Annotated in this window: 19 protein-coding genes and 1 riboswitch; of the genes, 3 read left to right on the forward strand and 16 right to left on the reverse strand. The window is 63.6% G+C overall.

The genetic code is table 11. The annotated features are described in order from the left end of the window. Positions 1 to 10 precede the first annotated feature (10 nt). From E2A64_RS06685 to E2A64_RS06715, 7 genes are all read right to left on the reverse strand, one after another. Positions 11 to 1,285, reverse strand: coding sequence for an amidohydrolase family protein (locus E2A64_RS06685; protein WP_133283609.1), 1,275 nt, complete (start codon positions 1,283 to 1,285; stop codon positions 11 to 13). Next, positions 1,282 to 2,223, reverse strand: a complete 942-nt coding sequence (locus E2A64_RS06690; protein ID WP_133283610.1) for an ABC transporter permease — start codon at positions 2,221 to 2,223, stop codon at positions 1,282 to 1,284. The genes E2A64_RS06685 and E2A64_RS06690 overlap by 4 nt, the downstream gene beginning before the upstream one ends. Positions 2,224 to 2,537: 314 nt before the next feature. Continuing rightward, entirely contained in the window at positions 2,538 to 2,909 is a 372-nt protein-coding gene (locus tag E2A64_RS06695) for an endonuclease domain-containing protein (protein ID WP_244598167.1), read from the reverse strand. Position 2,910: 1 nt separating this feature from the next. Beyond that, positions 2,911 to 3,960, reverse strand: a complete 1,050-nt coding sequence (locus tag E2A64_RS06700) for an ABC transporter permease (RefSeq protein ID WP_133283611.1) — start codon at positions 3,958 to 3,960, stop codon at positions 2,911 to 2,913. Then, positions 3,950 to 5,512 carry an ABC transporter ATP-binding protein gene (locus E2A64_RS06705; protein WP_133283612.1) on the reverse strand — a complete coding sequence of 521 codons (1,563 nt, stop codon included), beginning with the start codon at positions 5,510 to 5,512 and terminating at the stop codon, positions 3,950 to 3,952. The genes E2A64_RS06700 and E2A64_RS06705 overlap by 11 nt, the downstream gene beginning before the upstream one ends. Next, positions 5,512 to 6,537: a BMP family protein gene (locus E2A64_RS06710; RefSeq protein ID WP_133283613.1), complete on the reverse strand. Its 1,026-nt coding sequence runs from the start codon at positions 6,535 to 6,537 to the stop codon at positions 5,512 to 5,514. Before E2A64_RS06710 ends, E2A64_RS06705 begins: the two co-directional genes overlap by 1 nt. 188 nt (positions 6,538 to 6,725) lie before the next feature. Then, complete coding sequence (locus tag E2A64_RS06715) at positions 6,726 to 7,520, reverse strand: inositol monophosphatase family protein (RefSeq protein ID WP_133283614.1); 795 nt, start codon at positions 7,518 to 7,520, stop codon at positions 6,726 to 6,728. Positions 7,521 to 7,740: 220 nt separating this feature from the next. Between E2A64_RS06715 and mog the strand changes: the two genes are divergently transcribed. From mog to E2A64_RS06730, 3 genes are all read left to right on the forward strand, one after another. Beyond that, positions 7,741 to 8,265 carry a molybdopterin adenylyltransferase gene (mog, locus tag E2A64_RS06720; protein WP_133283615.1) on the forward strand — a complete coding sequence of 175 codons (525 nt, stop codon included), beginning with the start codon at positions 7,741 to 7,743 and terminating at the stop codon, positions 8,263 to 8,265. A gap of 76 nt (positions 8,266 to 8,341) precedes the next feature. Beyond that, positions 8,342 to 8,559: riboswitch (cobalamin riboswitch) on the forward strand. 49 nt (positions 8,560 to 8,608) lie between these two features. Then, positions 8,609 to 9,289, forward strand: coding sequence for an energy-coupling factor ABC transporter permease (locus E2A64_RS06725; protein WP_133283616.1), 681 nt, complete (start codon positions 8,609 to 8,611; stop codon positions 9,287 to 9,289). A 197-nt stretch (positions 9,290 to 9,486) separates the two neighbouring features. After that, positions 9,487 to 11,028 (forward strand): CYTH and CHAD domain-containing protein, encoded by a 1,542-nt coding sequence (locus E2A64_RS06730; RefSeq protein WP_133283617.1) that lies wholly within the window; start codon positions 9,487 to 9,489, stop codon positions 11,026 to 11,028. A 23-nt stretch (positions 11,029 to 11,051) separates the two neighbouring features. Here the strand turns inward: E2A64_RS06730 and cysN are convergent, their stop codons facing one another. The 9 genes from cysN to betI form a co-directional block, all read right to left on the reverse strand. Then, complete coding sequence (gene cysN, locus E2A64_RS06735) at positions 11,052 to 12,512, reverse strand: sulfate adenylyltransferase subunit CysN (RefSeq protein WP_133283618.1); 1,461 nt, start codon at positions 12,510 to 12,512, stop codon at positions 11,052 to 11,054. Beyond that, a complete protein-coding gene (gene cysD / locus E2A64_RS06740; protein ID WP_133283619.1) occupies positions 12,512 to 13,456 on the reverse strand; it encodes a sulfate adenylyltransferase subunit CysD in 945 nt (314 codons plus the stop codon). Before cysD ends, cysN begins: the two co-directional genes overlap by 1 nt. Beyond that, positions 13,453 to 14,238 carry a phosphoadenylyl-sulfate reductase gene (locus tag E2A64_RS06745; RefSeq protein ID WP_133283620.1) on the reverse strand — a complete coding sequence of 262 codons (786 nt, stop codon included), beginning with the start codon at positions 14,236 to 14,238 and terminating at the stop codon, positions 13,453 to 13,455. The genes cysD and E2A64_RS06745 overlap by 4 nt, the downstream gene beginning before the upstream one ends. A gap of 124 nt (positions 14,239 to 14,362) precedes the next feature. Next, a complete protein-coding gene (locus E2A64_RS06750; protein ID WP_133283621.1) occupies positions 14,363 to 15,742 on the reverse strand; it encodes an O-antigen ligase family protein in 1,380 nt (459 codons plus the stop codon). 106 nt (positions 15,743 to 15,848) lie between these two features. Continuing rightward, positions 15,849 to 17,528, reverse strand: a complete 1,680-nt coding sequence (betA, locus tag E2A64_RS06755) for a choline dehydrogenase (RefSeq protein WP_133283622.1) — start codon at positions 17,526 to 17,528, stop codon at positions 15,849 to 15,851. Positions 17,529 to 17,567: 39 nt separating this feature from the next. Next, complete coding sequence (gene betB / locus E2A64_RS06760) at positions 17,568 to 19,034, reverse strand: betaine-aldehyde dehydrogenase (protein ID WP_133283623.1); 1,467 nt, start codon at positions 19,032 to 19,034, stop codon at positions 17,568 to 17,570. 49 nt (positions 19,035 to 19,083) lie between these two features. Beyond that, positions 19,084 to 19,365, reverse strand: a complete 282-nt coding sequence (locus E2A64_RS06765; protein ID WP_133283624.1) for a cytoplasmic protein — start codon at positions 19,363 to 19,365, stop codon at positions 19,084 to 19,086. Next, the gene (gene betC / locus E2A64_RS06770; RefSeq protein ID WP_133283625.1) at positions 19,362 to 20,894 is read right to left on the reverse strand and encodes a choline-sulfatase; all 1,533 of its coding nucleotides are present in this window, start codon (positions 20,892 to 20,894) and stop codon (positions 19,362 to 19,364) included. Before betC ends, E2A64_RS06765 begins: the two co-directional genes overlap by 4 nt. 1 nt (position 20,895) lies before the next feature. Continuing rightward, on the reverse strand, positions 20,896 to 21,486 hold the full coding sequence (gene betI, locus E2A64_RS06775; RefSeq protein WP_133283626.1) for a choline-binding transcriptional repressor BetI: 591 nt from the start codon (positions 21,484 to 21,486) through the stop codon (positions 20,896 to 20,898). Positions 21,487 to 21,534 lie beyond the last annotated feature (48 nt).

A 21,534-nucleotide genomic window follows, 5' to 3' on the forward strand; every position in this document is an offset into this window, starting at 1 on the left:
GGCCGGTGGTCTAGAACCGCCGGTCGACCGACGCCGGGCGTCCCGGAATCGACAGCGTCATCGGCGATTTCTCGCGACGCGCGATGACCTTGCCCCTTGAGACGACGAGCAGGCGCTGGGCGCGCAGACGAACGGCCTCCACCGGCCCGTTCGCATCAAGCACCACAAGGCTGGCGACCGAACCCTTCGCGAGCCCGTAGCCTTCCAGACCCATGATCGCGGCGTTCTCCCGCGTCACCATATGGAAACACTGGGTCATGTCGGCGGGGCTCGTCATCTGCGCCACATGCAAGCCCATGAAGGCGACGTCCAGCATGTCGGCGGTTCCGAGCGAATACCAGGGATCGAGAACGCAATCCTGGCCGAAGCCGACGCGAATGCCGTATCTGAGCATTTCCGGCACCCGGGTCATTCCGCGCCGCTTCGGATAGGTGTCGTGCCGCCCCTGCAGCGTGATGTTGATGAGCGGATTGGCGATGGCGGCCACTTCCGCTTCCGCCATCAGCGGCAGCAGTTTCGAGACGTAGTAATTGTCCATCGAGTGCATGGAGGTCAGGTGCGAGCCTGCCACACGGCCGTGCAGGCCGAGCCGCTGCGTTTCATGGACAAGCTGCTCGATATGGCGGGAGAGGGGATCGTCGCTCTCGTCGCAGTGCATGTCGACCATCAGGCCGCGCTCGGCGGCGATCTCGCAAAGTTCGGTGACGGAGCGTCGCCCATCCTCCATGGTGCGCTCGAAATGCGGAATGCCGCCGACCACATCGACGCCCATGTCGAGTGCGCGGATGGTGCAGTCCCGGGCTGCGGGGGCGCGGTAGAGCCCGTCCTGAGGGAAGGCGACGAGCTGCAGGTCGAGATAGTCCTTCACCTTGTCGCGAACCGAAAGAAGCGCCTCGACACCCTTCATCCCGTTCTCGTCGGAAGTATCGACATGGGTGCGGATGGCGAGCAGCCCCATGGAGGCCGCCCAGTCGCAATAATCCACGGCGCGCTTTTCGATTTCCTCGATCGTCTGGACCGGCTTGAGTTCGTTCCAGAGCGCAATGCCCTCGAGCAGCGTTCCGCTCGCATTGATGCGCGGCGTTCCGTAGGACAGCGTCGCATCCATGTGGAAATGCGGATCGACGAAGGGCGGACTGACCAAGTGGCCGGAGACGTCGATCGTCTCGCGGGCCTCGCCGGTAATGTCGTCTTCCACCGCCGCGATCTTGCCGCCGGTAATCGCGATATCGGCTGTCTTGCCATCGGGCAGGGTGCCGCCCTTGAGGAGGAGGTCGAAACTCATCGCTCGCCTTTCTGATAGGGGGTCATCAGCGCCTTCGGATAGCCGGCGCGTCGTGCCACCAGCACGAGTGCTGCGATCGACAGCACATAGGGCAGCATCAGGAACACCTGATAGGGGATCACGCCGCCGGTCAGTTGCTGCAGGCGCACCTGGTAGGCATCGAAGGCGGCGAACAGGATGGCCCCGATCAGCGCCTTGCCCGGCCTCCACGAGCCGAAGACCACCAGCGCGATGGCGATCCAGCCGCGGCCGTTGATCATCTCGAAGAAGAAGGAATTGAAGGACGACATGGTGAGGAACGCCCCGCCGATCGCCATCAGCGCCGAACCGGCCATGACCGCGCCCATGCGTACCGTCGTCACGGAAATCCCCTGCGCCTCCACGGCGGAGGGATTTTCGCCGACTGCGCGAACGGCCACGCCTGCGGGCGTCCGGTAGAGGATCCAGGCCACGAGTGCCACGCAGACGAAGGCGAAATAGGTGAGCGGCGTCTGGTTGAAGAGCGCCTGGCCGATGACGGGGATATCCGAAAGGACCGGAACCTCGAAGGGCTGGAACGGCTCGATCTTCGGCGGCGAAGAAACCTCGGGCAGAAGGATGCGATAGGAGAAATAGGTGAGCGACGTCGCAAGCAATGTGATGCCGATGCCGGTCACGTGCTGCGACAGGCCGAGCGGGACGGTCAGAAACCCGTGCAGGAGGCCGAATGCCGCGCCGGCGAGTGCCGCAACGAGGACACCCGTCCAGAGCCCGAAACCGAGATAGACCGTGAACCAGCCGGCGAACGCGCCTGCCGTCATGATCCCCTCGATGCCGAGATTGAGCACGCCCGCGCGTTCACATACGAGTTCGCCCATGGTCGCGAAGATCAGCGGCGAGGCAATGCGGATGGCCGCCACCCAGAAACTCGCCGTCAGAAGAATCTCGAAGGCTTCCATGGGTCAGTTCGCCTCCAGCATTTGGGTTTGCCGCGTTACCCCCCTCTGTCGGCCATGCCGACATCTCCCCCACAAGGGGGGAGAGGGGAATGTGCGGCCGTCATCCGGCCAGATCGAGTGCTTCGTCTTTTCCGGGATAGTGAGGTCGAAGCCGGAGTCCGGGAGTGAGAACTGTACTCGGCTGTATCCCCTGTCGCCGAGGCCTCCATGTAACCGGGAGGTCGCGCCTCGCACCTCTCTCCCCCCTTGTGGGGGAGATGTCGGCATCGCCGACAGAGGGGGGTGACTCACGGCTGGATGAAGTGCTCTGGCCATTAACGCCCCTCCACGACGCGGACGATATGCTCGCACACGTCGCCGATAGATTTCAGCACATCATCGTTCCAGAATCGCAAGACGGTCCACCCATCAGCCTCCAGAGCAGTTGTTCGGGCCTGATCCGAAATTTCCGCCGAGGCTCGCGCGTGCTGGCTGCCGTCGAGTTCCACGATCAGTCGACGCTCCGGACATGCGAAATCGACAATAAAGCCCTTGATTGGAGATTGCCGCCGGAACCCGAGCCCCATCAGGCGGTGCCCGCGCAATTCGTACCAGAGCTTGCGCTCGGCATCCGTCATTGTCCGTCGCATGCGTTTGGCGTTGGCGCGATTGCGCGGCGGGACGGGGTGGTGGCTGGCAACCATCATCTTACTTCCACCTGATCCGGTAGCGCATGAGCATCATGGCGGTGACCATGGTGAGAAGGGCGGAGGCGACCATGACCTGGGCGATGTAGCTCGGAACGTTTGCCGACCGGCTCATGGCATCGGCTCCGACGAAGATGCCGGCCACGAAGATCGCGGCGAGCACGACGCCGAGCGGATTGAGCATGGCGAGCATGGCGACGACGATGCCGGTGTAGCCGTATCCCGGCGACAGATCGAGCGTCAGGTTGCCCTTCAGGCCCGCGACTTCCGAGAAGCCGGCCAGTGCCGCAAGGCCGCCTGAAATCAGCGCTGTCTTGGCGATCACGCGATTGACCGGAATGCCGGCAAAGCGCGCGGCTTCCGCGTTGTGGCCGACGGCGCGCATCTCGTAGCCGAGCACGGTCTTCTTCATGATGAACCAGACGATGCCGGCCGACACGATGGCGAGAACGAACCCGTAATGCAGCCGCTTGCCCGTTATGATGCGCGGCAGCTTGGCTTCGGCGATGATGCGTTTGGATTGCGGCCAGCCGAGCCCCATCGGGTCCTTGAGCGGACCTTCGAGCAGAAGCGAGACGAACAGGATCACGATGAAGTTGAGAAGCAGCGTGGTCACCACTTCGTCCACGCCGAAACGGGTCTTCAGGATTGCCGGGCCGAGCAGAACGAGGGCGCCTGCCAGCATCGCCGCGACCATGATGATCGGGATCAGCCCGAACGACGGAATGGTGATCGCCCCGGTGCCGAGCACCACGGTCATCACCGCGCCGATATAGAGCTGGGCTTCCGCCCCGATGTTCCAGAGCCGCGCGCGGAAGGCAACCGCAACGGCCAGGCCGGTGAAGATGAGCGGCGTGGCGCGCGTCAGCGTTTCCAGAAGCGCGAACTGTGTTCCGGCGGCACCCTTGATCACCAGCGAGAAGACGTTGAACGGATTGGCGCCCGCCAGCATCACGAGGATCGAGGAAAAGATCACGGCACCCGCGATGGCAAGCGCGGTGAAGCCGAGCGTGCGCGCAAGCGACGGGTTGGGGCGGGGTTCAAGCCGCATGGATGGTGTCTCCCGCAGGGCCCTGATCCATGCCGTGACCGGCCATCAGGATGCCGAGTTCGCGCTGGCTGCGTTCGCCGCGCAGGGAAGGTGCCGATAGCCGGCCCTCCGACATGACCACGATGCGGTCGGACAGCGACTGGATTTCGTCGAGATCCTCGGAGATCAGGAGGATGGCCGCACCGCGGTCGCGCGCCTCGATCAGCTTGCGGTGCACATAGGAAACCGCGCCGATATCGAGCCCGCGCGTCGGCTGGCTGGCGAGGATGACGTCCGGATCGCCATCGAGCGCCCGGCCGAGAATGAGCTTCTGCATGTTGCCGCCCGACAGAAGCCGCACGCGTGCATTCTCGGACGGGCATTTGACGTCGTAGTCCGCGATGATCTCGCGGGCGAAGGCCGCGGCAGCGTTCCAGTCGATGATGCCGAAGCGGGAGAAGCGACGGGTCGGATAGGCCTCGGAGATGACGTTTTCCGCCACGCTCATGTCGCCGATCATGCCGGTCGCGTGGCGATCCTCCGGAATGCGGCCGAGCTTGTTGGCGAGCGCCTTGCGCGGGCTCCAGCCGCTCATCGTTTCACCGTGGATCCGGATCGACCCCGACGTCAGCGGCAGCGTGCCGGCGATTGCCGCGGCAAGTGCTGCTTGGCCGTTGCCGGAAATGCCGGCAAGCCCGGTGATTTCACCGGCGCGCAGTTCGAGCGTGATGGCGTCGAGGCCCGCGCCACCCTCGGCTTTGGTCGACGCCTTCTCCAGGGCGAAAAGCACCTTGCCCGGGATGGCGGGCGAGACGTCGTCCTGGGGAAGTTCGGAGCCGACCATCAGCTGGGCGAGGTCGTGCGTATCGGTTTCGCCGATCTGGCGTGCACCGGCCACGGTGCCCGAACGCAACACGACGACGCGATCGCAGACAGCCATCACCTCGTGAAGCTTGTGCGAAATGAAGATGACCGACAGACCGTCCGCGACCAGTTTCTTCAGCGTGTTGAAGAGCGCCTCGACCTCCATCGGGGTCAGAACGGCTGTCGGCTCGTCGAGTATGAGAATGCGGGCATCGCGGTAGAGCGCCTTGAGGATTTCGACGCGCTGGCGTTCGCCAACGGAAAGGTCGCTGATCTGCCTGTCGGGGTCGACTGCGAGGCCGTAATCGGCTGCGAGCTTCGAAATGCGCTCGCGTGCGGCCCTGCGGTCGAGAAAGGGGCGCCAGATCGACTGCGTGCCGAGGGCGATATTGTCGAGAACGCTCATCTGTTCGGCGAGCGTGAAGTGCTGATGCACCATGCCGACGCCTGCATTAAGCGCTGCGCGGGGATCGCCCGGGGCGAGGCGTTCGCCGAAGACCTCGATGTCGCCCTCATCGGCCGTGTAGTGGCCGAAAAGAATGTTCATCAACGTTGTCTTGCCGGCACCGTTCTCGCCAAGGAGCGCCACCACCTCGCCGCGCCTGAGCGTCAGCGAGATGGCGTTGTTCGCGGTCAGTTTGCCGAAACGTTTTGTGATCCCCGAAAGGCGGAGAACCTCCTCCGCCTTTCCCGCAGCATTCTCGTCCATCAGTTGGACTTCGGCTCCTCGTCGTTGATCTCGACGGTGAACGCGCCGGACGTGATGGCTTCGCGCTTTTCGTCGACCATCTTCATGGCCTCTTCCGGAACCTTGCCTTCGAAAGTGCCGAGCGGAGCGAGAGAGGCGCCGCCCTCCTTCATGAAGGAATAGACGCCGTAGTCTTCAGCCTTGAAGTTGCCGGCCTTGACCTTCTCGATGGCCGCGTCGAGCGTCGGCTCGAAGTGCCAGATCGCCGAGGCCACGACCGTGTCCGGGTAGTCGGCCTGGGTGTCGATCACGTTGCCGATGGCGAGCAGGCCCTTCTCCTTGGCTGCGTCGGAAACACCGAAGCGCTCGGCGTAGAGGATATCCGCACCCGCATCGATCTGCGCGAAAGCGGTTTCCTTGGCCTTGGGCGGATCGAACCACGAACCGATGAAGGCCACCTGGAACTTCACGTCCGGATTGATCTCCTTGGCGCCCGCCATGAAGGCCTGCATCAGGCGGTTGACTTCCGGGATCGGATAGCCGCCGACCATGCCGATATTGTTGGTCTTGGTCATCGCGCCTGCAATGATGCCGGTCAGGTAGGAGGCGTCCTGGATATAGTTGTCGAAGACCGCGAAGTTGGGATGCGCGTCGTCGGGCTTGAAGGACGAACCGATGAGGAACGCCTTGTCCGGATAATCGTCGGCGACCGCGCGGGCGGCGTCTTCCACGGCGAAGGCCTCGCCGACGATCAACTCGTTGCCGGCTTCCGCATATTCCCGCATCACGCGCTCATAATCGTTGTTGGAAACGCTTTCCGAGAAGACATATTCGATGTCGCCGCGTTCCTGGGCGGCGAGGGCCGCCTTGTGGATGCGGCTCACCCACTGCTGCTCCACCGGCACGGTGTAGATGGCGGCGACCTTGATCGGGTCTTCCGCGTAAGCCGTGCCAAGGAGCCCGGGTGCGGTCAGGGCGAGGGCGCCGAGCGCGCTCGCCGCCAGAATCTGGCGACGCTTGAAGAGGAAATTCGAAGAGTTCGACATGTCAGACGCTCCTGTTTGAAACTGGTCCCGTTTTCTTGAAATTTTGACCAAACGTTAAAAGACTACCTTGGGGTTGGCAATGCTCGAACATTGCGAAATCCCATAAAAATGCACAGTCGTTGGGCACCTCTTCGGGGTGCCTGTTTTGGCGTCGTCTGCGCTGGTCGATTGGTCGGACCGTCCGGGTATCAGACGGTCGGCAGATGGGTCCTGGCCAGTGTCTCGATCGCGTCATAGACGCCGGGGCCACCGGCGACGAGGGGAACGCGCTGGGCCGTAAGTGCTTCCGGCGCCGGCATCAGCACCGTGCCGCCCGCTTCGGTGATCATCAGCATTCCGGCAAGGCAGTCCCACGGGTTCATCGATTCCTCGATATAGCCGATCAGCCGGCCCGCGGCGGCATAGGCGAGCATCAGGCCGCCGGACGCGTTGCGGAAGAACATGCCGCCCTGTCCGAGAAGGTCGGCGAGAACGGCAATTGCGGCCTTCTCGTCTTCCCGGGCCGCATAGCCCGCGCCGACCGAACCTTCGCCGAGGCTCGTGGCGTCCGACACCTTCATCGGACGGCCGTTGACGAAGGCGCCCTTGCCGCGTGCGGCGGAGAAGGTCTCGCCGCTGCAGGGTTCCTCGATGACGCCGACTTCGATCTCGCCATCCTTGACGGCTGCGATGATCACGCACCATTGCGGAATGCCGGAGACGAAATTGGCGGTACCGTCGATCGGGTCGATGACCCAGGTCCATCCGGAGGTGCCGGATGTTGGCGCATGCTCTTCCCCGACAATCGCATCATCCGGATAAGCCTTGGCAATCTCCGCACGGATGAATGTTTCGGTGTCGCGATCGGCTTCCGATACCAGATCCTGATGGCCTTTTTTCTCGATGGTCAGCGTTTCGAGCTTGCGGAACGAGGCAAGCGCGCTCGAACCTGCGCGCTGGGCGAGATCGATGGCAAAGGAGAGGCGGTCGGAATTGTCGGCCATGAAGGCGTCCTTTCGGAATGCGGTAAGGGCAGGGATGATCCCCGCGCGACTGGCTGCATCCGGATACTCCCGGCGTTCCGGCTTGCCAACCCGCTTGGGGCGCTATCCCCTTGCATGTTTGCCTGTGAAGGTTTGATGACGGCCCTTGGCGAAACGGGCCAGCGCTTTTCCTGCCGCTCCTTTTCCACTAGGTCTCGTGTTGAGAGCGAAGGAGTGCCGCATGAAGATCGTCGCCGTTACCATTTCCGACCGCGCCAGCAAGGGCGAGTATGAGGACAAGTCCGGCCCGGCGCTGGAGGACTGGTGCCGCAAGGCGATAGCCTCGGATTTCGAGATGGTCCGCCGCATCGTCCCGGACGGCATGGAGAGCGTGCGCGATACGCTGATCGATCTTTGCGACAACGAGAAGGCGGATTTGATCCTGACCACCGGCGGCACGGGCCCGAGCCCGCGCGACCTGACACCGGAAGCCATGCGTGAAGTCATCACCATGGAACTGCCCGGCTTTGGCGAACTGATGCGCCGGGTAAGCCTCGAGGAGGTGCCGACGGCCATCCTCTCGCGTCAGACGGCAGGCGTGCGCGGCACGACGCTGATCGTCAATGTGCCCGGCAAGCCTGCCGCGATCGACACCTGCCTGAAGGCCGTCTTCCCGGCCATACCCTATTGCCTCGACTTGATCGGCGCCGGCCGTGTCGAGGCCAATGAAGGCTTCATAAAGGCGTTCCGCCCGAAGGGTGCGTAAGACTGCAGGTCTGTACGACGTCGCCCATAGCCAATGAATTGTCTCTTTCGCCACTTGCGGGGTGTTGCGCGGTTCGCATAGGTTGGTCGGCGATGGTTCCCGCGTCAGACGAAGCGAGGCGGGATGTAAAAGGGAACACGGTGAGGCGTACCCATCAGGGACCGAAACCGTGGCTGCCCCCGCAACTGTAAGCGGTTGCCGAATCCGGACATGCCACTGGCGCGAATGTGCCGGGAAGGCGGATGAGGCGAGAACCGCGAGCCAGGAAACCTGCCATCCAGCGGACGGAAATGTCCAACCTTCAACCCGGAACCGCACGGTGGGTGCGGACAGGAGCACACAGATGCATATCGAACCCGGCGTCGTCGACGGCGCCAAGATCGCGCTCAGCTATGCGACCGCAATCGCCTCGCTCGGCCTCGCAGCCAGGATGTCGGCAAAAACCCTCGGCGAGGAAGGCGGCGTTTCAGCCCTTCTGTCGCGTTCGGTGATTGCCACCGGCCTCGTTTTCTCGTTCTTCGAAATCCTGCCGCACTACCCGGTCGGCGTATCCGAAGTTCACCTCATTCTCGGCTCGACGCTCTATCTTCTCTTTGGCGCCGGCCCGGCTGCCATCGGTCTGGCCATGGGACTTCTCCTGCAGGGCCTGTTCTTCGCACCTTTCGACCTGCCGCAATACGGCATGAACGTCACCACGCTTCTGGTGCCGCTCTGGGGCGTTTCCGTGCTTGCCGGGAAGATCATCCGCAAGGATACGGCATACGTCGATCTGGGCTACGGTCAGGCGCTGGCGCTGTCGAGCGCCTACCAGGCCGGTATCGTCGGCTGGGTCGGCTTCTGGGCGCTCTACGGTCACGGCTTCACGGCCGCCAACCTGGCCTCGATCGGCTCGTTCGGTGCAGCCTACATGCTGGTGATCGTGCTCGAGCCGCTCATCGATCTGGCCGTGCTCGCCGGCGCCAAGGCAGCACGGACCCTGTCCTCCGGCCCGCTCTTCTACTCGCGCCTTCACCAGGCCGCGTAAGCGATTCAGAAACAAGCGGCTTCTTGCTGTTTGACTGTGAAGCCCCGGCCCGAAACGGCCGGGGTTTTTCGTTGTCCCCAGATCGCCACGGGCTTCTTCTTCAAACTGCAATATTTGCAATCTATCGCCAGCCTGATGCATGGTCATGGCAAAAGAGCCGTCCCTGATCGGGACGCCGGGTAGTATGGAGTACGTCTGTGAGCGAGATCGAACTCAAGTTCATGGTCGAGGAGGGACGGGGAAGGCCGGTCTGGAACCGCGCCATCGAACTCGGCTATGCCCATGCCGAACCGTCCGTACGCCAGCTTGAAAGCATCTATTACGACACACCGGACAAGCGGCTGCGCAAGGCAGGAATATCGCTGCGTATCCGCCGCGACGGCGACAGGTGGCTCCAGACGGTCAAATACAAGCGGCGGCTCAATGCCGGCCTGTCGCGGGCCGAGGAGTTCGAGGTGGAGGTGCCCGGCAAGACGGTCGAGCTTCTGGCCATTCCGGATGACAAGGCACGAAGGAAGGTCCGCTCGAAGATCGGCGACGATCCGGTCGAGCCGGTCTGCTGGACGATGATCAATCGCCGCGCCGACAAGATCCATCTCGATGACGGCTCGGTGGTCGAGCTCGCGCTCGATACCGGCCTGATTTCCGCCGGCGACCATTCCGTCGATTTCTGCGAAGTCGAGATCGAGTTGGTCGAGGGCGAAGCACGCTCGCTTTATGCGCTGGCGGGAAAACTGTTTCCGGAAGGGGGTTTGCGGTTTTCACGCTTCTCCAAGGCCGAGCGTGGCTACATGCTGGCCGAGAAAGGCGTGATCGAACCCGAACCCACGGCGCGCCGCGCCAGGCCCGTTGCGCTCGATCCCGATGAGAGCGTGCGGGACGCCATGCGTGCAACGTTTCGTGAATGTATCGAGCAGATTTCCCTCAACATCCCGGTGGTCGAGCAGACCATCGAACCGGAAGGCCCCCACCAGCTGCGGATCGGTCTCAGGCGTCTCAGAAGCCTCCTCATGGTCTTCGGACCGGTGGCCGACGAAACCCGCTTGCGTCTCCTGGCGGCAGATGCCCGCTGGCTTTTTTCCGGCGCGGGAGAATTGCGTGACATCGAAGCCGTGATTGCCGATGTCATCCGCCCGCTCGCCGAGGCCAATCCCGAGGAGACCGGTTTCGAGGCACTGATTTCAGCTCTCCAACGCCAGGCCGCAAGCCGGCGCGCCAGGCTGCGCGCACTGCTTGGCGACGTGCGCACCCAAGGTTTCCTGCTCGACCTGTCGCTGATGTCCGAAACTCTGGGCGAGGGCAGCGCCGAAGCCGGCGATCTTGACCAGCCTCTTTCCGGCTTTGCCGAAAAGGCGCTGTCCAGACGCTGGCACAAGGCGCGGAAGAAGGCGGGAGACGAGGTCGGTAAACTCGAGATCGAGGGGCGACACGAACTGCGCAAGGAGCTCAAGAAGCTCCGTTATCTCGTCGAGTTCTTCGCCCCGCTGTACAGGAAGAAGGACGTCAAGGCGTTCCTCGGGCAGCTCAAGTCTATCCAGACGGTTCTCGGCGATGTCGTGGATGCAAACGTGGCGCGCCAGCTCTTTCGGGATGCGGGTCTGATCGAAGAGACGGACCCCGGCCTGCAGCGCGCGATCGGCTGGGTCATCGGATCGGGAAAGGTCAAGGCGCGGCTTGAATGGGCGCACGCCGCCGATCTCTGGAAGGATCTGGAGAAGGCCGGCCCCTTCTGGAAGTAAGGGGCCGGCCGATCACGGGAAGACTACTCGTCCTCGTCAGCCGAAATCCGGATTTCGCCGGCATGGTCGCGGGCAAAGTCGCTTGCGCGGAATGCTTCGAGCAGATGCGCGGGGATCGTCACCGTCACCTTGTCGGCACCGTCGCGGGCAAGGCCATCGGATGACTTCCGCCGGCCCTGGATCATGCCGCCGGCCACCGTGTTGTTGGTGTCGGGATCGATCAGGATGAACGCGCCGGTCTGACGATTGGTCTCGTAGGCGTCGAAGATTGCCGCTTCGTCGAAATCGAGATCGGCGGTTCCGATGGCGTTCAGCGGCAGCGTGGTCGCCGGCTGCCATTTGCCCGAATTGAGATCGAGATTCTGGGTCGGCGTCACGGTGACACGCTGACGACGCGAGCCGGCCTTCAGCCAGTAGCGCTTGCCCGGTTCGATGGCATCCGGCGACAGCGCCACGAGGCGTGCGGAGAACGCGGTGCCGGTCTGCGGACGCTGGTCGAGCGCCACGATCATGTCGCCGCGGGCGATGTCGACCGGACGGTCCAGCACCAGGGTTATCGCATCGCCCGATACCGCGGCGTTGCGGATCAGGTCGAAGGTGACGATCTGCTTGACGTTGGCTTCCACGCCCGAGGGCAGGACCACGACACTGTCGCCCGGCTTGATCGAGCCGCCGGAGACGGTGCCCTGATAGCCGCGAAACCCTTCGCCGGGGCGGGAGACGCGCTGGACCGAAAGCCGGAAACCGGTCGACTGTCCGCCGCGCTGGGTGGCGCGTTCGAGTACCTCGACAAGCGTGGGGCCGTCATACCACGGCATCGATGCCTTGGCGGAAAGAACGATGTTCTCGCCCTTCAGCGCGGAGACGGGGATCGACACCACGTTGTTGACGCCGAGTGTCAGCGCCAGTTCGCGGAAATCGCGCGCGATCTTGTGATAGCCGGCCTCGTCGTAATCGGTGAGGTCGATCTTGTTGACCGCCAGCACGAACTGACGGATGCCCATGAGCGCCGCGATCGTGGCATGCCTGCGGGTCTGCTCGAGGAGACCGGTGCGCGCATCGACCAGAAGCACGGCGAGATCGGCGGTCGAGGCGCCGGTCGCCATGTTGCGGGTGTACTGCACGTGGCCGGGCGTATCGGCGACGATGAAGGCGCGCTTGTCGGTCGAGAAATAGCGATAGGCGACATCGATGGTGATGCCCTGTTCGCGCTCGGCCTGCAGCCCGTCCAGCAGCAGGGCGAAATCGGGAAGCCCGAGATCGTTCTGCTTGCCGGTGGAATCGCGCGACAGCGCTGCCGCCTGGTCTTCCTTGACGGCCTTGGTGTCCCAGAGCAGCCGGCCGATCAGCGTCGACTTGCCGTCATCGACGGAGCCGCAGGTGATGAAGCGCAGCGGCCTGGAATCCTTGCCGGCATGCTGGGGTGCAGGCGCGTCGTCCTCGAAGTTGACGAGGCTGACGGCGGGAGTTGAGGGTGCGGTCATCAGAAATATCCCTCGCGCTTTTTCTTTTCCATGGAGCCCGACTGGTCGCGGTCGATCGCGCGGCCTTGCCGCTCGGAGACCGTGGCGATTTCGAGCTCGTCGATAACTTCGGTGAGGTTGGAGGCGCGCGAACGGATGGCGCCCGTGAGCGGCCAGCAGCCGAGCGTGCGGAAGCGGATGAAGTCTTCCTGGATCGTCTCGCCGGGAAGCGGTTCGAACCGCTCGTCCTCGGCCATCATCAGCATGCCGTCGCGCTCGACGAACTTGCGCTTTGCCGCATAGTAGAGCGGCACGAGCGGGATCTCTTCGGCTTCGATGTAGCGCCAGATATCGACCTCGGTCCAGTTTGACAGCGGGAACGCACGGACGCTCTCGCCGGGGCGGATCATGCCGTTATAGATCGACCAGAGTTCGGGGCGCTGGTTGCGCGGGTCCCAGCGGTGATCGGGCGTGCGGAACGAGTAGATGCGTTCCTTGGCGCGCGAGGCTTCCTCGTCGCGTCGTGCGCCACCGAAGGCCGCATCATACTTGCCGGCGTCGAGCGCCTGGCGCAGCGCCTCGGTCTTCATGATGTCGGTGTAGCGCGCGGAGCCATGGGTGAACGGAGTGATGTTCTCCTCACGGCCGCGCGGATTGGTATGCACATGAAGATCCAGATCGTATTCCTGAGCGATCCGGTCGCGAAATTCGATCATTTCCGCGAACTTCCAGGTCGTGTCGACGTGAAGCAGCGGGAAGGGGATCTTTCCGGGATGGAAGGCCTTGCGTGCCAGATGCAGGAGAACCGAGGAATCCTTGCCGATCGAATAGAGCATCACCGGACGCTCGAATTCGGCCGCGACTTCGCGGAAGATGTGGATCGCCTCGTTCTCGAGGGCCTTCAGGTGTGGATCGAGCGGCGGGCGTCCGCGCCCGTGCTCGACGATATGGGGAGTGGAAGTCATGCCGTGTGTGCCTTTCCGGCTTCTGTCTTGATCGGGCTTGCAGCCGAGGGGACGTGCAGGCCGCATTCGCGCTTTTCGTCGTTTTCCCACCACCAGCGGCCGGCCCGTTCGGGTTCGCCCGGCTTGATGGCGCGGGTGCAGGGCTCGCAGCCGATCGAGGGGAAGCCGCGTGCATGCAGGGGATTGACCGGGATGTCCTCGATGGCCACCAGATCCTTCAGGGTTTCGAGATCGTAGTCCGCGAGCGGATTGATCTTGATGAGATCGCGGACGGGATCGTATTCGGCGAGCGGCGTGTCCGCGCGGTTCTGCGACTGGCCGCGGCGTATGCCGGTGATCCAGACGTCCGCGCTTGCAAGAGCAATGGCAAGCGGCTTCATTTTCCGCGCGTCGCAGCAGGCGTGACGGGCCTCGACGCTCTCGTAAAAGCCGTTGAGACCGTAGGCGTTCACGAAAGCCTGCACGTCGGCCTCCGCCGGATGAACCTCTTCCAGTTCGATGCCGTAGCGTTGGCGGGTCACGCCGATAAGCTCGACCGTCTCGGGAAAGAGACGCCCGGTTTCGAGCGTCTTGACCGCGATTGCCGCACCCGAACGGGCGATGGCTGCGGTCAGGACCTGATCCTCGAGACCGAGAGACGTGGTGAACACCGCACGGCCAAGCTCGGCAGCCCGCCTCAGCCGCTCGTCAAGGGGAACCCTGGCAAGCTCGACTGCAAGTGCGTGTGCTTCGTCATGACGGCGCGATTTATGGCTGTGTGCCGCGTCCCGTGCGTTTTGCATGGATACTCTCCGTTTCGCTGCCGATCATCGCTGCTGGCGCACGAAGTCGCGAGGAATGACGATCCTTTTTGCACCGTCGCATGCGGGCATACGTTCTATTCAATGGAAATGTGACAGGAAAATATCACGCCTGTGCGACGCGACGCCCTTTCCGGCGGCGCCTGTGGATGCCGCCGAGATCGAAGCGGGCGGTGATGTGCAGCCCGAAGACCGCCAGCGAATGCATCGCCCAGATGGGGTCGACGCGGCGCAGGAAGAAGGTTTCCAGAAGCGACATCAGCGTCAGAAAAACGATGATGGTGGCGAACATGTCGGCGAGCTTCCGGTTGTTCGGAATTTTCCGCGCCTTTGCGTAGTTGAAGAGGGGGCCGATGAAGAGCACCCAGAACACGATGGATCCACCCACCACGCCGAGATTGTTGAGGATGTCCAGAAAGTTCTCGTGGCCATGGATGATGTAGCGATAGTCCCACGCCGCCCAGAACGGTTCGTCGAGGCTGAGGACGGGAGGTTTGAGCCAGAAATTGTCGTAGCCGTATCCGAACCAGAGATGGTTCGGTACCATCGAGGCGTTGAACTCCCACAGCGTCGTCCGGCCGGTATAGGTTCCGTCGCCGAGAAGCGAGCGAACGAGGGAGAAGATCCCCTTGTCGAAGGCCGCGCCGAGGGTGAGCACCGCTGCCGCCGAGAACGCCACGACATGGACGAGAATGGCGATCCATGTCTTGCCGGTCGCTGCGGCCAGTCCGATGATCAGGATCGACAAAGGCAGGAAGCCGGAGGTGGTCTTCGAGCCGGTCTTCAGCACGAAAACGAACGCGGCGAGGGCTACGACGAGGCCGGAGAACCGCATTCCGGACCTGAACATGTAGATCCCGAAGATGGTGATCACGCTCATCACCGGCCCGGCGGCGTTCTTGTGCGAAAACGGACCGCGCCAGAGCCCCGCATGCTGGGGCTCATAGGCGTCGTAGCCGTGTATGGCGAGATCCGGCAGCAATATGATCCCGGCGTAGGAAACGGCCATCAGGGCAATCGCGGCCAGCGCCAGAGCGCTGCGGAAATCTCGCTCCGTCCGGGGCAGGATGATGAGGGCAAGGGTCATCATCATGCCGATCACGGTGAGGATCAGCGCGCGCACCGTCGCCATGCCGTCGGGTGCGCGAAGCATCTCGAAGGCGATGAGGCCGCCGAGAAGCGCGAAGCTCGGGGTCATCAGGCTGCGGATCCTGCGCGGGTCGGCCATGGTGAGAAGGGCAAGGCCGAAAACGAGCCCTGCGGCGAGAAAGCCGACCTGTTTGAGCTGGTCGCCGCTATCGGGAATTTCCGCGACGATGCTCTGCGCCTGGAACGGGCGCAGCGATATCAGGATCAGCGAAAGCCCCGCAAAGCACAGGATCACGATAATCAGCCGGATCAGCGGGGATGATGTGGAAAGGCGCTCCGTGCCGCCATATCCGAAACCGGATGACAGCTGTCCATATGTCGTCGGCGCCTGAGCCATGATGCGAAGCCAACCCGTCCCTGCCGGAAAGAATACCGGCCCGACATTGCCTCGCGCCTGGTTAATTCCCCGTTAACCATGTTGGCCGGATTGGCATCCGGACGCGCTATGCCGTCTCGACCAGCCGGTCCGTCGTTTCCCAGTCCGGGTTGATCCACGGTTCGAGGTTCGAGGGCGCGAGCGGCGTCCTGCCGAGAATGTGGTCGGCGGCCTTCTCCCCGGTCATGATCGACGGGCCGTTGAGGTTGCCGTTGGTGATGCGGGGAAACAGGGAAGAATCAGCGACCCGCAGACCCTCGACGCCGATCACGCGGGTTTCGGGATCGACGACGGCCATCGGGTCGTCCGCACGCCCCATCCGGCAGGTGCCGCAGGGGTGGTAGGCGCTCTCGGCGTGGTCGCGGATGAAGGCGTTGAGGTCCTCGTCGGACTGCACCCGGCTGCCTGGAGATATCTCCTCGCCGCGCCATTCATCGAAGGCCTGCTGGCCGAAGATTTCGCGGGTGAGGCGGATGCAGTGGCGGAAGTCGCGCCAGTCCTCCTCCCTGCTCATGTAGTTGAAGCGGATCTCAGGGGCCGCCTTCGGGTCGTCCGATCTCAGCCGCACCGTGCCGCGCGATGGCGAGCGCATCGGCCCGACATGGGCCTGGAACCCGTGCCCGGCTGCTGCCGCCTTGCCATCGTAGCGGATCGCGCCCGGCAGGAAGTGGAACTGGATGTCGGGATATTTGACACCGGCTGCCGAGCGGACGAAGGCTGCCGCCTCGAACTGGTTGGACGTGCCGAGCCCCTTGCCGAGAAAAAGCCACTGCGCACCGATCAGCGCCTTAGAGAAGAGGTTCAGATGAGCGTTCAGCGTGACCGGCCTGGTCGACGCCTGCTGGATATAGAGCTCCAGGTGATCCTGCAGGTTGGACCCGACGCCCGGGCGGTCGGCGACGACCTGGATGCCGTGGGCCGCGAGATGCTCCGCCGGTCCGATGCCCGACAGCATCAATAGCTTCGGCGAGTTGAAGGCCGAGGCGGCAAGCACGACTTCGCGCCTTGCCCTGATGACCTGAACCCGGCCCCGAACCTCGATCTCGACACCTGTGGCGCGGTGATTCTCGATGACAACGCGGCGTGCCAGTCCCTTGACCAGATTCACGTTTTGCCGCTTCAGCGCGGGCTTGAGATAGGCGTCGGCGGCCGACCAGCGACGACCGTCATGGATCGTCTGCTCCATCTCGCCGAAGCCTTCCTGCCGGCGGCCGTTATAGTCTTCGGTCACGCCGAAACCCGCCTGGCGTCCCGCCTCGATGAATGCCTTGAACAGCGGGTTCTTCAGCTCGCCGCGGCGGACGTTCAGCGGGCCGTCGGTGCCGCGCCATCCGGCCTCGCCGCCAATGCCCCCGTGCTGGTGCGACGTTTCCATCCGCTTGAAGTAGGGGAGCACGTCGGCATAGGACCATCCCGTCGCGCCCATTTCGGACCAGTGGTTGAAGTCTTCCGCATGGCCGCGCACGAAAACCATGCCGTTGATGGAGGAGGAGCCGCCGATGACCTTGCCGCGGGGCGCCGCCAGGCGGCGGTTGCCGAGATTGGGCTCCGGTTCGCTCGAATAGCCCCAGTCATACATGCCCATGTTCATCGGGTAGGACAGGGCTGCCGGCATGCGAATGAACGGTCCGGCATCGGAGCCGCCATATTCGATGACGATGACCGAGTTCTTGCCGTCCTCCGAAAGGCGGGCGGCAAGAGCCGAACCGGCAGAGCCGGAGCCCACGATGACGAAATCAGCTTCCATGAAAAATCCTCGACTTCACGTTCTTGGGCGGAAGGTGCTTCAGTAGGGGCTGTCGACCGGGCCGCTGGCGACGTAGACGCTCTTGAGCCGCGTATAGTGGTCCAGCGCCGCCCGGGAGTTCTCGCGCCCGATGCCCGAGCGCTTGATGCCGCCGAAGGGAGCTTCGATGGGCGTGAGGTTGTAGGTGTTGATCCACGTCGTGCCGGCTTCGAGCGCGGCGACCGCGCGGTGGGCGCGGGTGAGATCGGCGGTGAAAACGCCGGCCGCCAGACCGAACTCGGTGTCGTTGGCGCGGCGGATCGCCTCTTCCTCGGTGTCGAAGGGAAGGATCGACATCACCGGTCCGAATATCTCCTCGCGCGCGATGGTCATCTCGTCGGTGACGTCGGCGAAGATGGTGGGCGCGATGTAGTGGCCGTTCTCGAAGCCCTGCAGGGACAGCGCGTTGCCTCCGGCCACCAGACGTGCGCCTTCGGTCCTGCCGGTTTCGATATAGCCAAGCACCTTTTCAAGCTGTGCCGCCGAGATCAGCGGACCCAGATGGGTGTCGGGATCCAGCGGATCGCCGATGCGGATGGCTTCCGTGCGCTCGCTGACACGGTCGACGAAACGGTCATAGACGCCGCGCTGGACGAAGACGCGGGTGCCGTTCGAGCAGATCTGGCCCGTCGAGTAGAAGTTGCCGAGCATGGCGCCGCCGACGGCGTCTTCGAGATTGGCATCGTCGAAAACGAGGATCGGCGACTTGCCGCCAAGCTCCATCGTGATGTCCTTGAGCGTCGTTGCGGCGGCGCCCATCACCTTCTCGCCGGTCGGCACCGAGCCGGTCAGCGAAATCTTGTCGACGCCCGGATGCGAGGCGAGGTGCGCCCCGACATCGCCAAAGCCCTGAACCACGTTGAAGACCCCGTCGGGCAGGCCGGCTTCCGTCAGGATTTCAGCCAGGACAAGCGCTGTCAGCGGAGTCATTTCGGAAGGCTTGAAAACAAAGGCGTTGCCCGCGGCAAGCGCCGGCGCGGCCTTCCACCCCGCGATCTGGATCGGATAGTTCCAGGCTCCGATGCCGGCGCAGACGCCAAGCGGCTCGCGGCGGGTGTAGACGAAGTCGCCACCGAGATCGGCGGTTTCCCCGGTGATGCCGCCGGCCAGACCGCCGAAATATTCGAGGCAGTCGGCAGCCGAAGCGGCATCGGCCACCAGCGTTTCCTGGATCGCCTTGCCCGTGTCGAGCGTCTCGATGCGGGAGATTTCCGCGTTGCGCTCGCGGATGATGTCGGCGGCCCTGCGCAGCACGCGGCCGCGCTCGATCCCGGTCATCCTCGCCCAGGCCGGCTGGGCGGCACGGGCTGCGGCGACGGCTTCATCCACGAGCGGGAGGGAGGCGCTGTTGAGCGTCGCAATCACCTCGCCGGTTGCGGGGTAGCGGCTCTCGAAGGACTTGCCCGATGTATCGTCGCGATAGGCACCGTTGATATAGTGGGAAGCTTTCGGCTGTGCGGCGGTCATGTGTCTGGCCTCTGGCGGTTGGAGTCTGTGTATCTTTGCGGGGAGGGGATCAGGCGCGGCCCGAGCCGAACCATCGATCCCTCATTTCACGGAGGAAGACCGGGCTCATGCCGAAACCGGCGGCATCCCCCAGCACGGCGTCGATCCCGCAGCTCGGGCAGAGCGCCGTCCATTTCTCGCTTGGCTCGCTCTTGTCGATCCAATGCAGGACCGCGCTGGCCGTAAACACGGATTCGCAGTGGAAGCAGCCGCAGCGGCGGCTCTTCTCAAGTTCTGCGCGGTTGTGCGTGCAATGGGCGTGGGCCCGTTCGAGTTCATATCGGTTCGTCATTCTCCGCGGGGAAACCTCTTGTTTTCCTCAAGCACGTTCAGATCCATGTGGTTGCGCATGTAGCGTTCGGAGGCCCGCTGCAGCGGCTGGAAATCCCACGGATAGTAGGAGCCGTTGCGCAGTGCCTCGTAGACGATCCAGCGGCGCGCCTGGCTCTGGCGTACCTCGGCGTCGTAGGCCGCCATGTCCCAGCGCTCGCGCACGCGGGCCATGTAGCCGGCCACCAGGTCGGCGAATTCCGGCTCCCCGGCAAGATTGTCGAGTTCGAACGGATCCGATTCAAGATCAAACAGTTGCGGCGGGTCGAGCTCACAATGGTTGAACTTGAACCTGCCTTCCCGAATGCTCACGAGCGGCGCATAGGAGCCTTCGGCCGCGTATTCCATCAGCACCGGCGAGGTGCGGGCCGTCCCGCGTGTGAGCGGCATCAGGCTCTCGCCATCGGTCCACGGCGCGATATCCGCGATCGAGACGCCTGCGATATCCGCCATGGTCGGGGCGATGTCGAGATTGGAAACGGGCGCCACGACCGAGCCGCCATCATTGCCGGGCACGGCAATCATGAGCGGCACGCGCGATGACCCCTCGAAGAAGCTCATCTTGAACCACATGCCGCGCTCGCCCAGCATGTCGCCATGGTCCGAGCAGAACAGGATCACCGTGTCCTTGTCCATGCGGGTCGCTTCGAGCGTTTCGAGCAGCATCCCGATCTTGTCGTCGAGATAGGAGATATTGGCGAAATAGGCCTGCCGCGAACGGCGGATATTCTCTTCGGTAATGTCGAAATTGGCGCAATCGCTCGCCTTGTAGAGACGCTGGGAGTGCGGATCCATGTCCTCAAAGGCGATGGCGTCGACGTCGGGCTTGAGTTCGTCGATGCCCTCGTAGAGATCCCAGTATTTTCGCCGCGCCACGTAAGGGTCGTGCGGATGGGTGAAGGACACTGTCAGGAGCCAGGGGCGGCGGTCATCGTCCTCGCTCTCGCGAGAGAGCTGGTGGAGCTTCTGGTTGGCGAAGAAGGCGACCTCGTCGTCATATTCCATCTGGTTCGAGGTTTCCGCGACGCCGGCGCCGGTGACCGAGCCGAGATTGTGGTACCACCAGTCGATCCGCTCGCCGGGCTTGCGGTAATCCGGGGTCCAGCCGAAATCGGCGGGATAGATGTCCGTCGTCAGCCGCTCCTCGAAACCGTGCAGCTGGTCGGGGCCGACGAAATGCATCTTGCCGGACAGGCAGGTCTGGTAGCCCGCGCGCCGGAGATGATGCGCGAAGGTAGGAATGTCGGAGGCGAACTCGGCGGCATTGTCGTAGACGCGGGTGCGGCGCGGCAACTGGCCCGACATGAAGGACGCCCGGCCCGGCGCGCAAAGCGGAGAGGCCGTGTAGTTGTTGGAAAAGCGCCAGGAGCGCGCCGCGAGCTTCTTGAGATTGGGCGCATGCAGGAAATCTGCCGGACCGTCCGGAAAGAGCTTGCCATTGAGCTGGTCGACCATCAGGACGAGGATATTGGGGTGGGACGGCGCACTCATGTCAGGCAAATCTCCTTACCGAAGCGATCTGGGTCTCGATGTGGTCTTCCACCAGCGCGACAGGTTCAGCGCGGGTGCCGGCCGAGCCGAGCGACTTGCGGATATAAAGTCCGTCGATCATGGCGGCCGCGCCTTCCGCGATACGGCCGGCCTCGTATTCGCCGACCAGCGGCTTCAGACCGCTGACGAGGTTCGAGTGCAGACGGCGGCCGTATATGCCGAGCAGCCGCGAGAGAGCCGCATTGCGCTGCGCCTCGACGTAGAAGGCGAGCCAGGCCGCGACGATGTCGCCTGAAAACTGCTTGGCGGAGAAGGAAACCTGAATGATCGCGGAAACCCTGCCGCGCGGTGTCCGCGTCTGTCTGAGCGCGGTTACCGTATCTGCCCTCAGTTCGGCGAGCAGCGCACGGACGGAGGCGGTCATCAGGTCCTGTTTGGAGCCGAAATAGTGGTGGGCGAGGGCAGGCGATACGCCGGCGCGTGCGGCGATGTCGGCCATCGTCACGTCCATCGACCCCTGCGCGCCGACGGCCTTGATCGCGGCAGCCGTCAGCGCCTTGCGCCGTTCTGTTTCAATTCCTGTCTTCGCCATGAGCAGTGCTCCTTCAAGACGAAGAATAGAATTGATTGATTGATCAAT

The organism is Pseudohoeflea suaedae, assembly GCF_004354915.1.
Classification (GTDB): Bacteria; Pseudomonadota; Alphaproteobacteria; order Rhizobiales; family Rhizobiaceae; genus Pseudohoeflea; species Pseudohoeflea suaedae.

Bases quoted from the DNA above. Each gene is read 5' to 3' on its own strand.
- E2A64_RS06685 (WP_133283609.1), bottom strand. From the start codon at position 1,285: ATGAGTTTCGACCTCCTCCTCAAGGGCGGCACCCTGCCCGATGGCAAG.
- E2A64_RS06690 (WP_133283610.1), bottom strand. From the start codon at position 2,223: ATGGAAGCCTTCGAGATTCTTCTGACGGCGAGTTTCTGGGTGGCGGCC.
- E2A64_RS06695 (WP_244598167.1), bottom strand. From the start codon at position 2,909: ATGATGGTTGCCAGCCACCACCCCGTCCCGCCGCGCAATCGCGCCAAC.
- E2A64_RS06700 (WP_133283611.1), bottom strand. From the start codon at position 3,960: ATGCGGCTTGAACCCCGCCCCAACCCGTCGCTTGCGCGCACGCTCGGC.
- E2A64_RS06705 (WP_133283612.1), bottom strand. From the start codon at position 5,512: ATGGACGAGAATGCTGCGGGAAAGGCGGAGGAGGTTCTCCGCCTTTCG.
- E2A64_RS06710 (WP_133283613.1), bottom strand. From the start codon at position 6,537: ATGTCGAACTCTTCGAATTTCCTCTTCAAGCGTCGCCAGATTCTGGCG.
- E2A64_RS06715 (WP_133283614.1), bottom strand. From the start codon at position 7,520: ATGGCCGACAATTCCGACCGCCTCTCCTTTGCCATCGATCTCGCCCAG.
- mog (WP_133283615.1), top strand. From the start codon at position 7,741: ATGAAGATCGTCGCCGTTACCATTTCCGACCGCGCCAGCAAGGGCGAG.
- E2A64_RS06725 (WP_133283616.1), top strand. From the start codon at position 8,609: ATGCATATCGAACCCGGCGTCGTCGACGGCGCCAAGATCGCGCTCAGC.
- cysN (WP_133283618.1), bottom strand. From the start codon at position 12,512: ATGACCGCACCCTCAACTCCCGCCGTCAGCCTCGTCAACTTCGAGGAC.
- cysD (WP_133283619.1), bottom strand. From the start codon at position 13,456: ATGACTTCCACTCCCCATATCGTCGAGCACGGGCGCGGACGCCCGCCG.
- E2A64_RS06745 (WP_133283620.1), bottom strand. From the start codon at position 14,238: ATGCAAAACGCACGGGACGCGGCACACAGCCATAAATCGCGCCGTCAT.
- E2A64_RS06750 (WP_133283621.1), bottom strand. From the start codon at position 15,742: ATGGCTCAGGCGCCGACGACATATGGACAGCTGTCATCCGGTTTCGGA.
- betA (WP_133283622.1), bottom strand. From the start codon at position 17,528: ATGGAAGCTGATTTCGTCATCGTGGGCTCCGGCTCTGCCGGTTCGGCT.
- betB (WP_133283623.1), bottom strand. From the start codon at position 19,034: ATGACCGCCGCACAGCCGAAAGCTTCCCACTATATCAACGGTGCCTAT.
- E2A64_RS06765 (WP_133283624.1), bottom strand. From the start codon at position 19,365: ATGACGAACCGATATGAACTCGAACGGGCCCACGCCCATTGCACGCAC.
- betC (WP_133283625.1), bottom strand. From the start codon at position 20,894: ATGAGTGCGCCGTCCCACCCCAATATCCTCGTCCTGATGGTCGACCAG.
- betI (WP_133283626.1), bottom strand. From the start codon at position 21,486: ATGGCGAAGACAGGAATTGAAACAGAACGGCGCAAGGCGCTGACGGCT.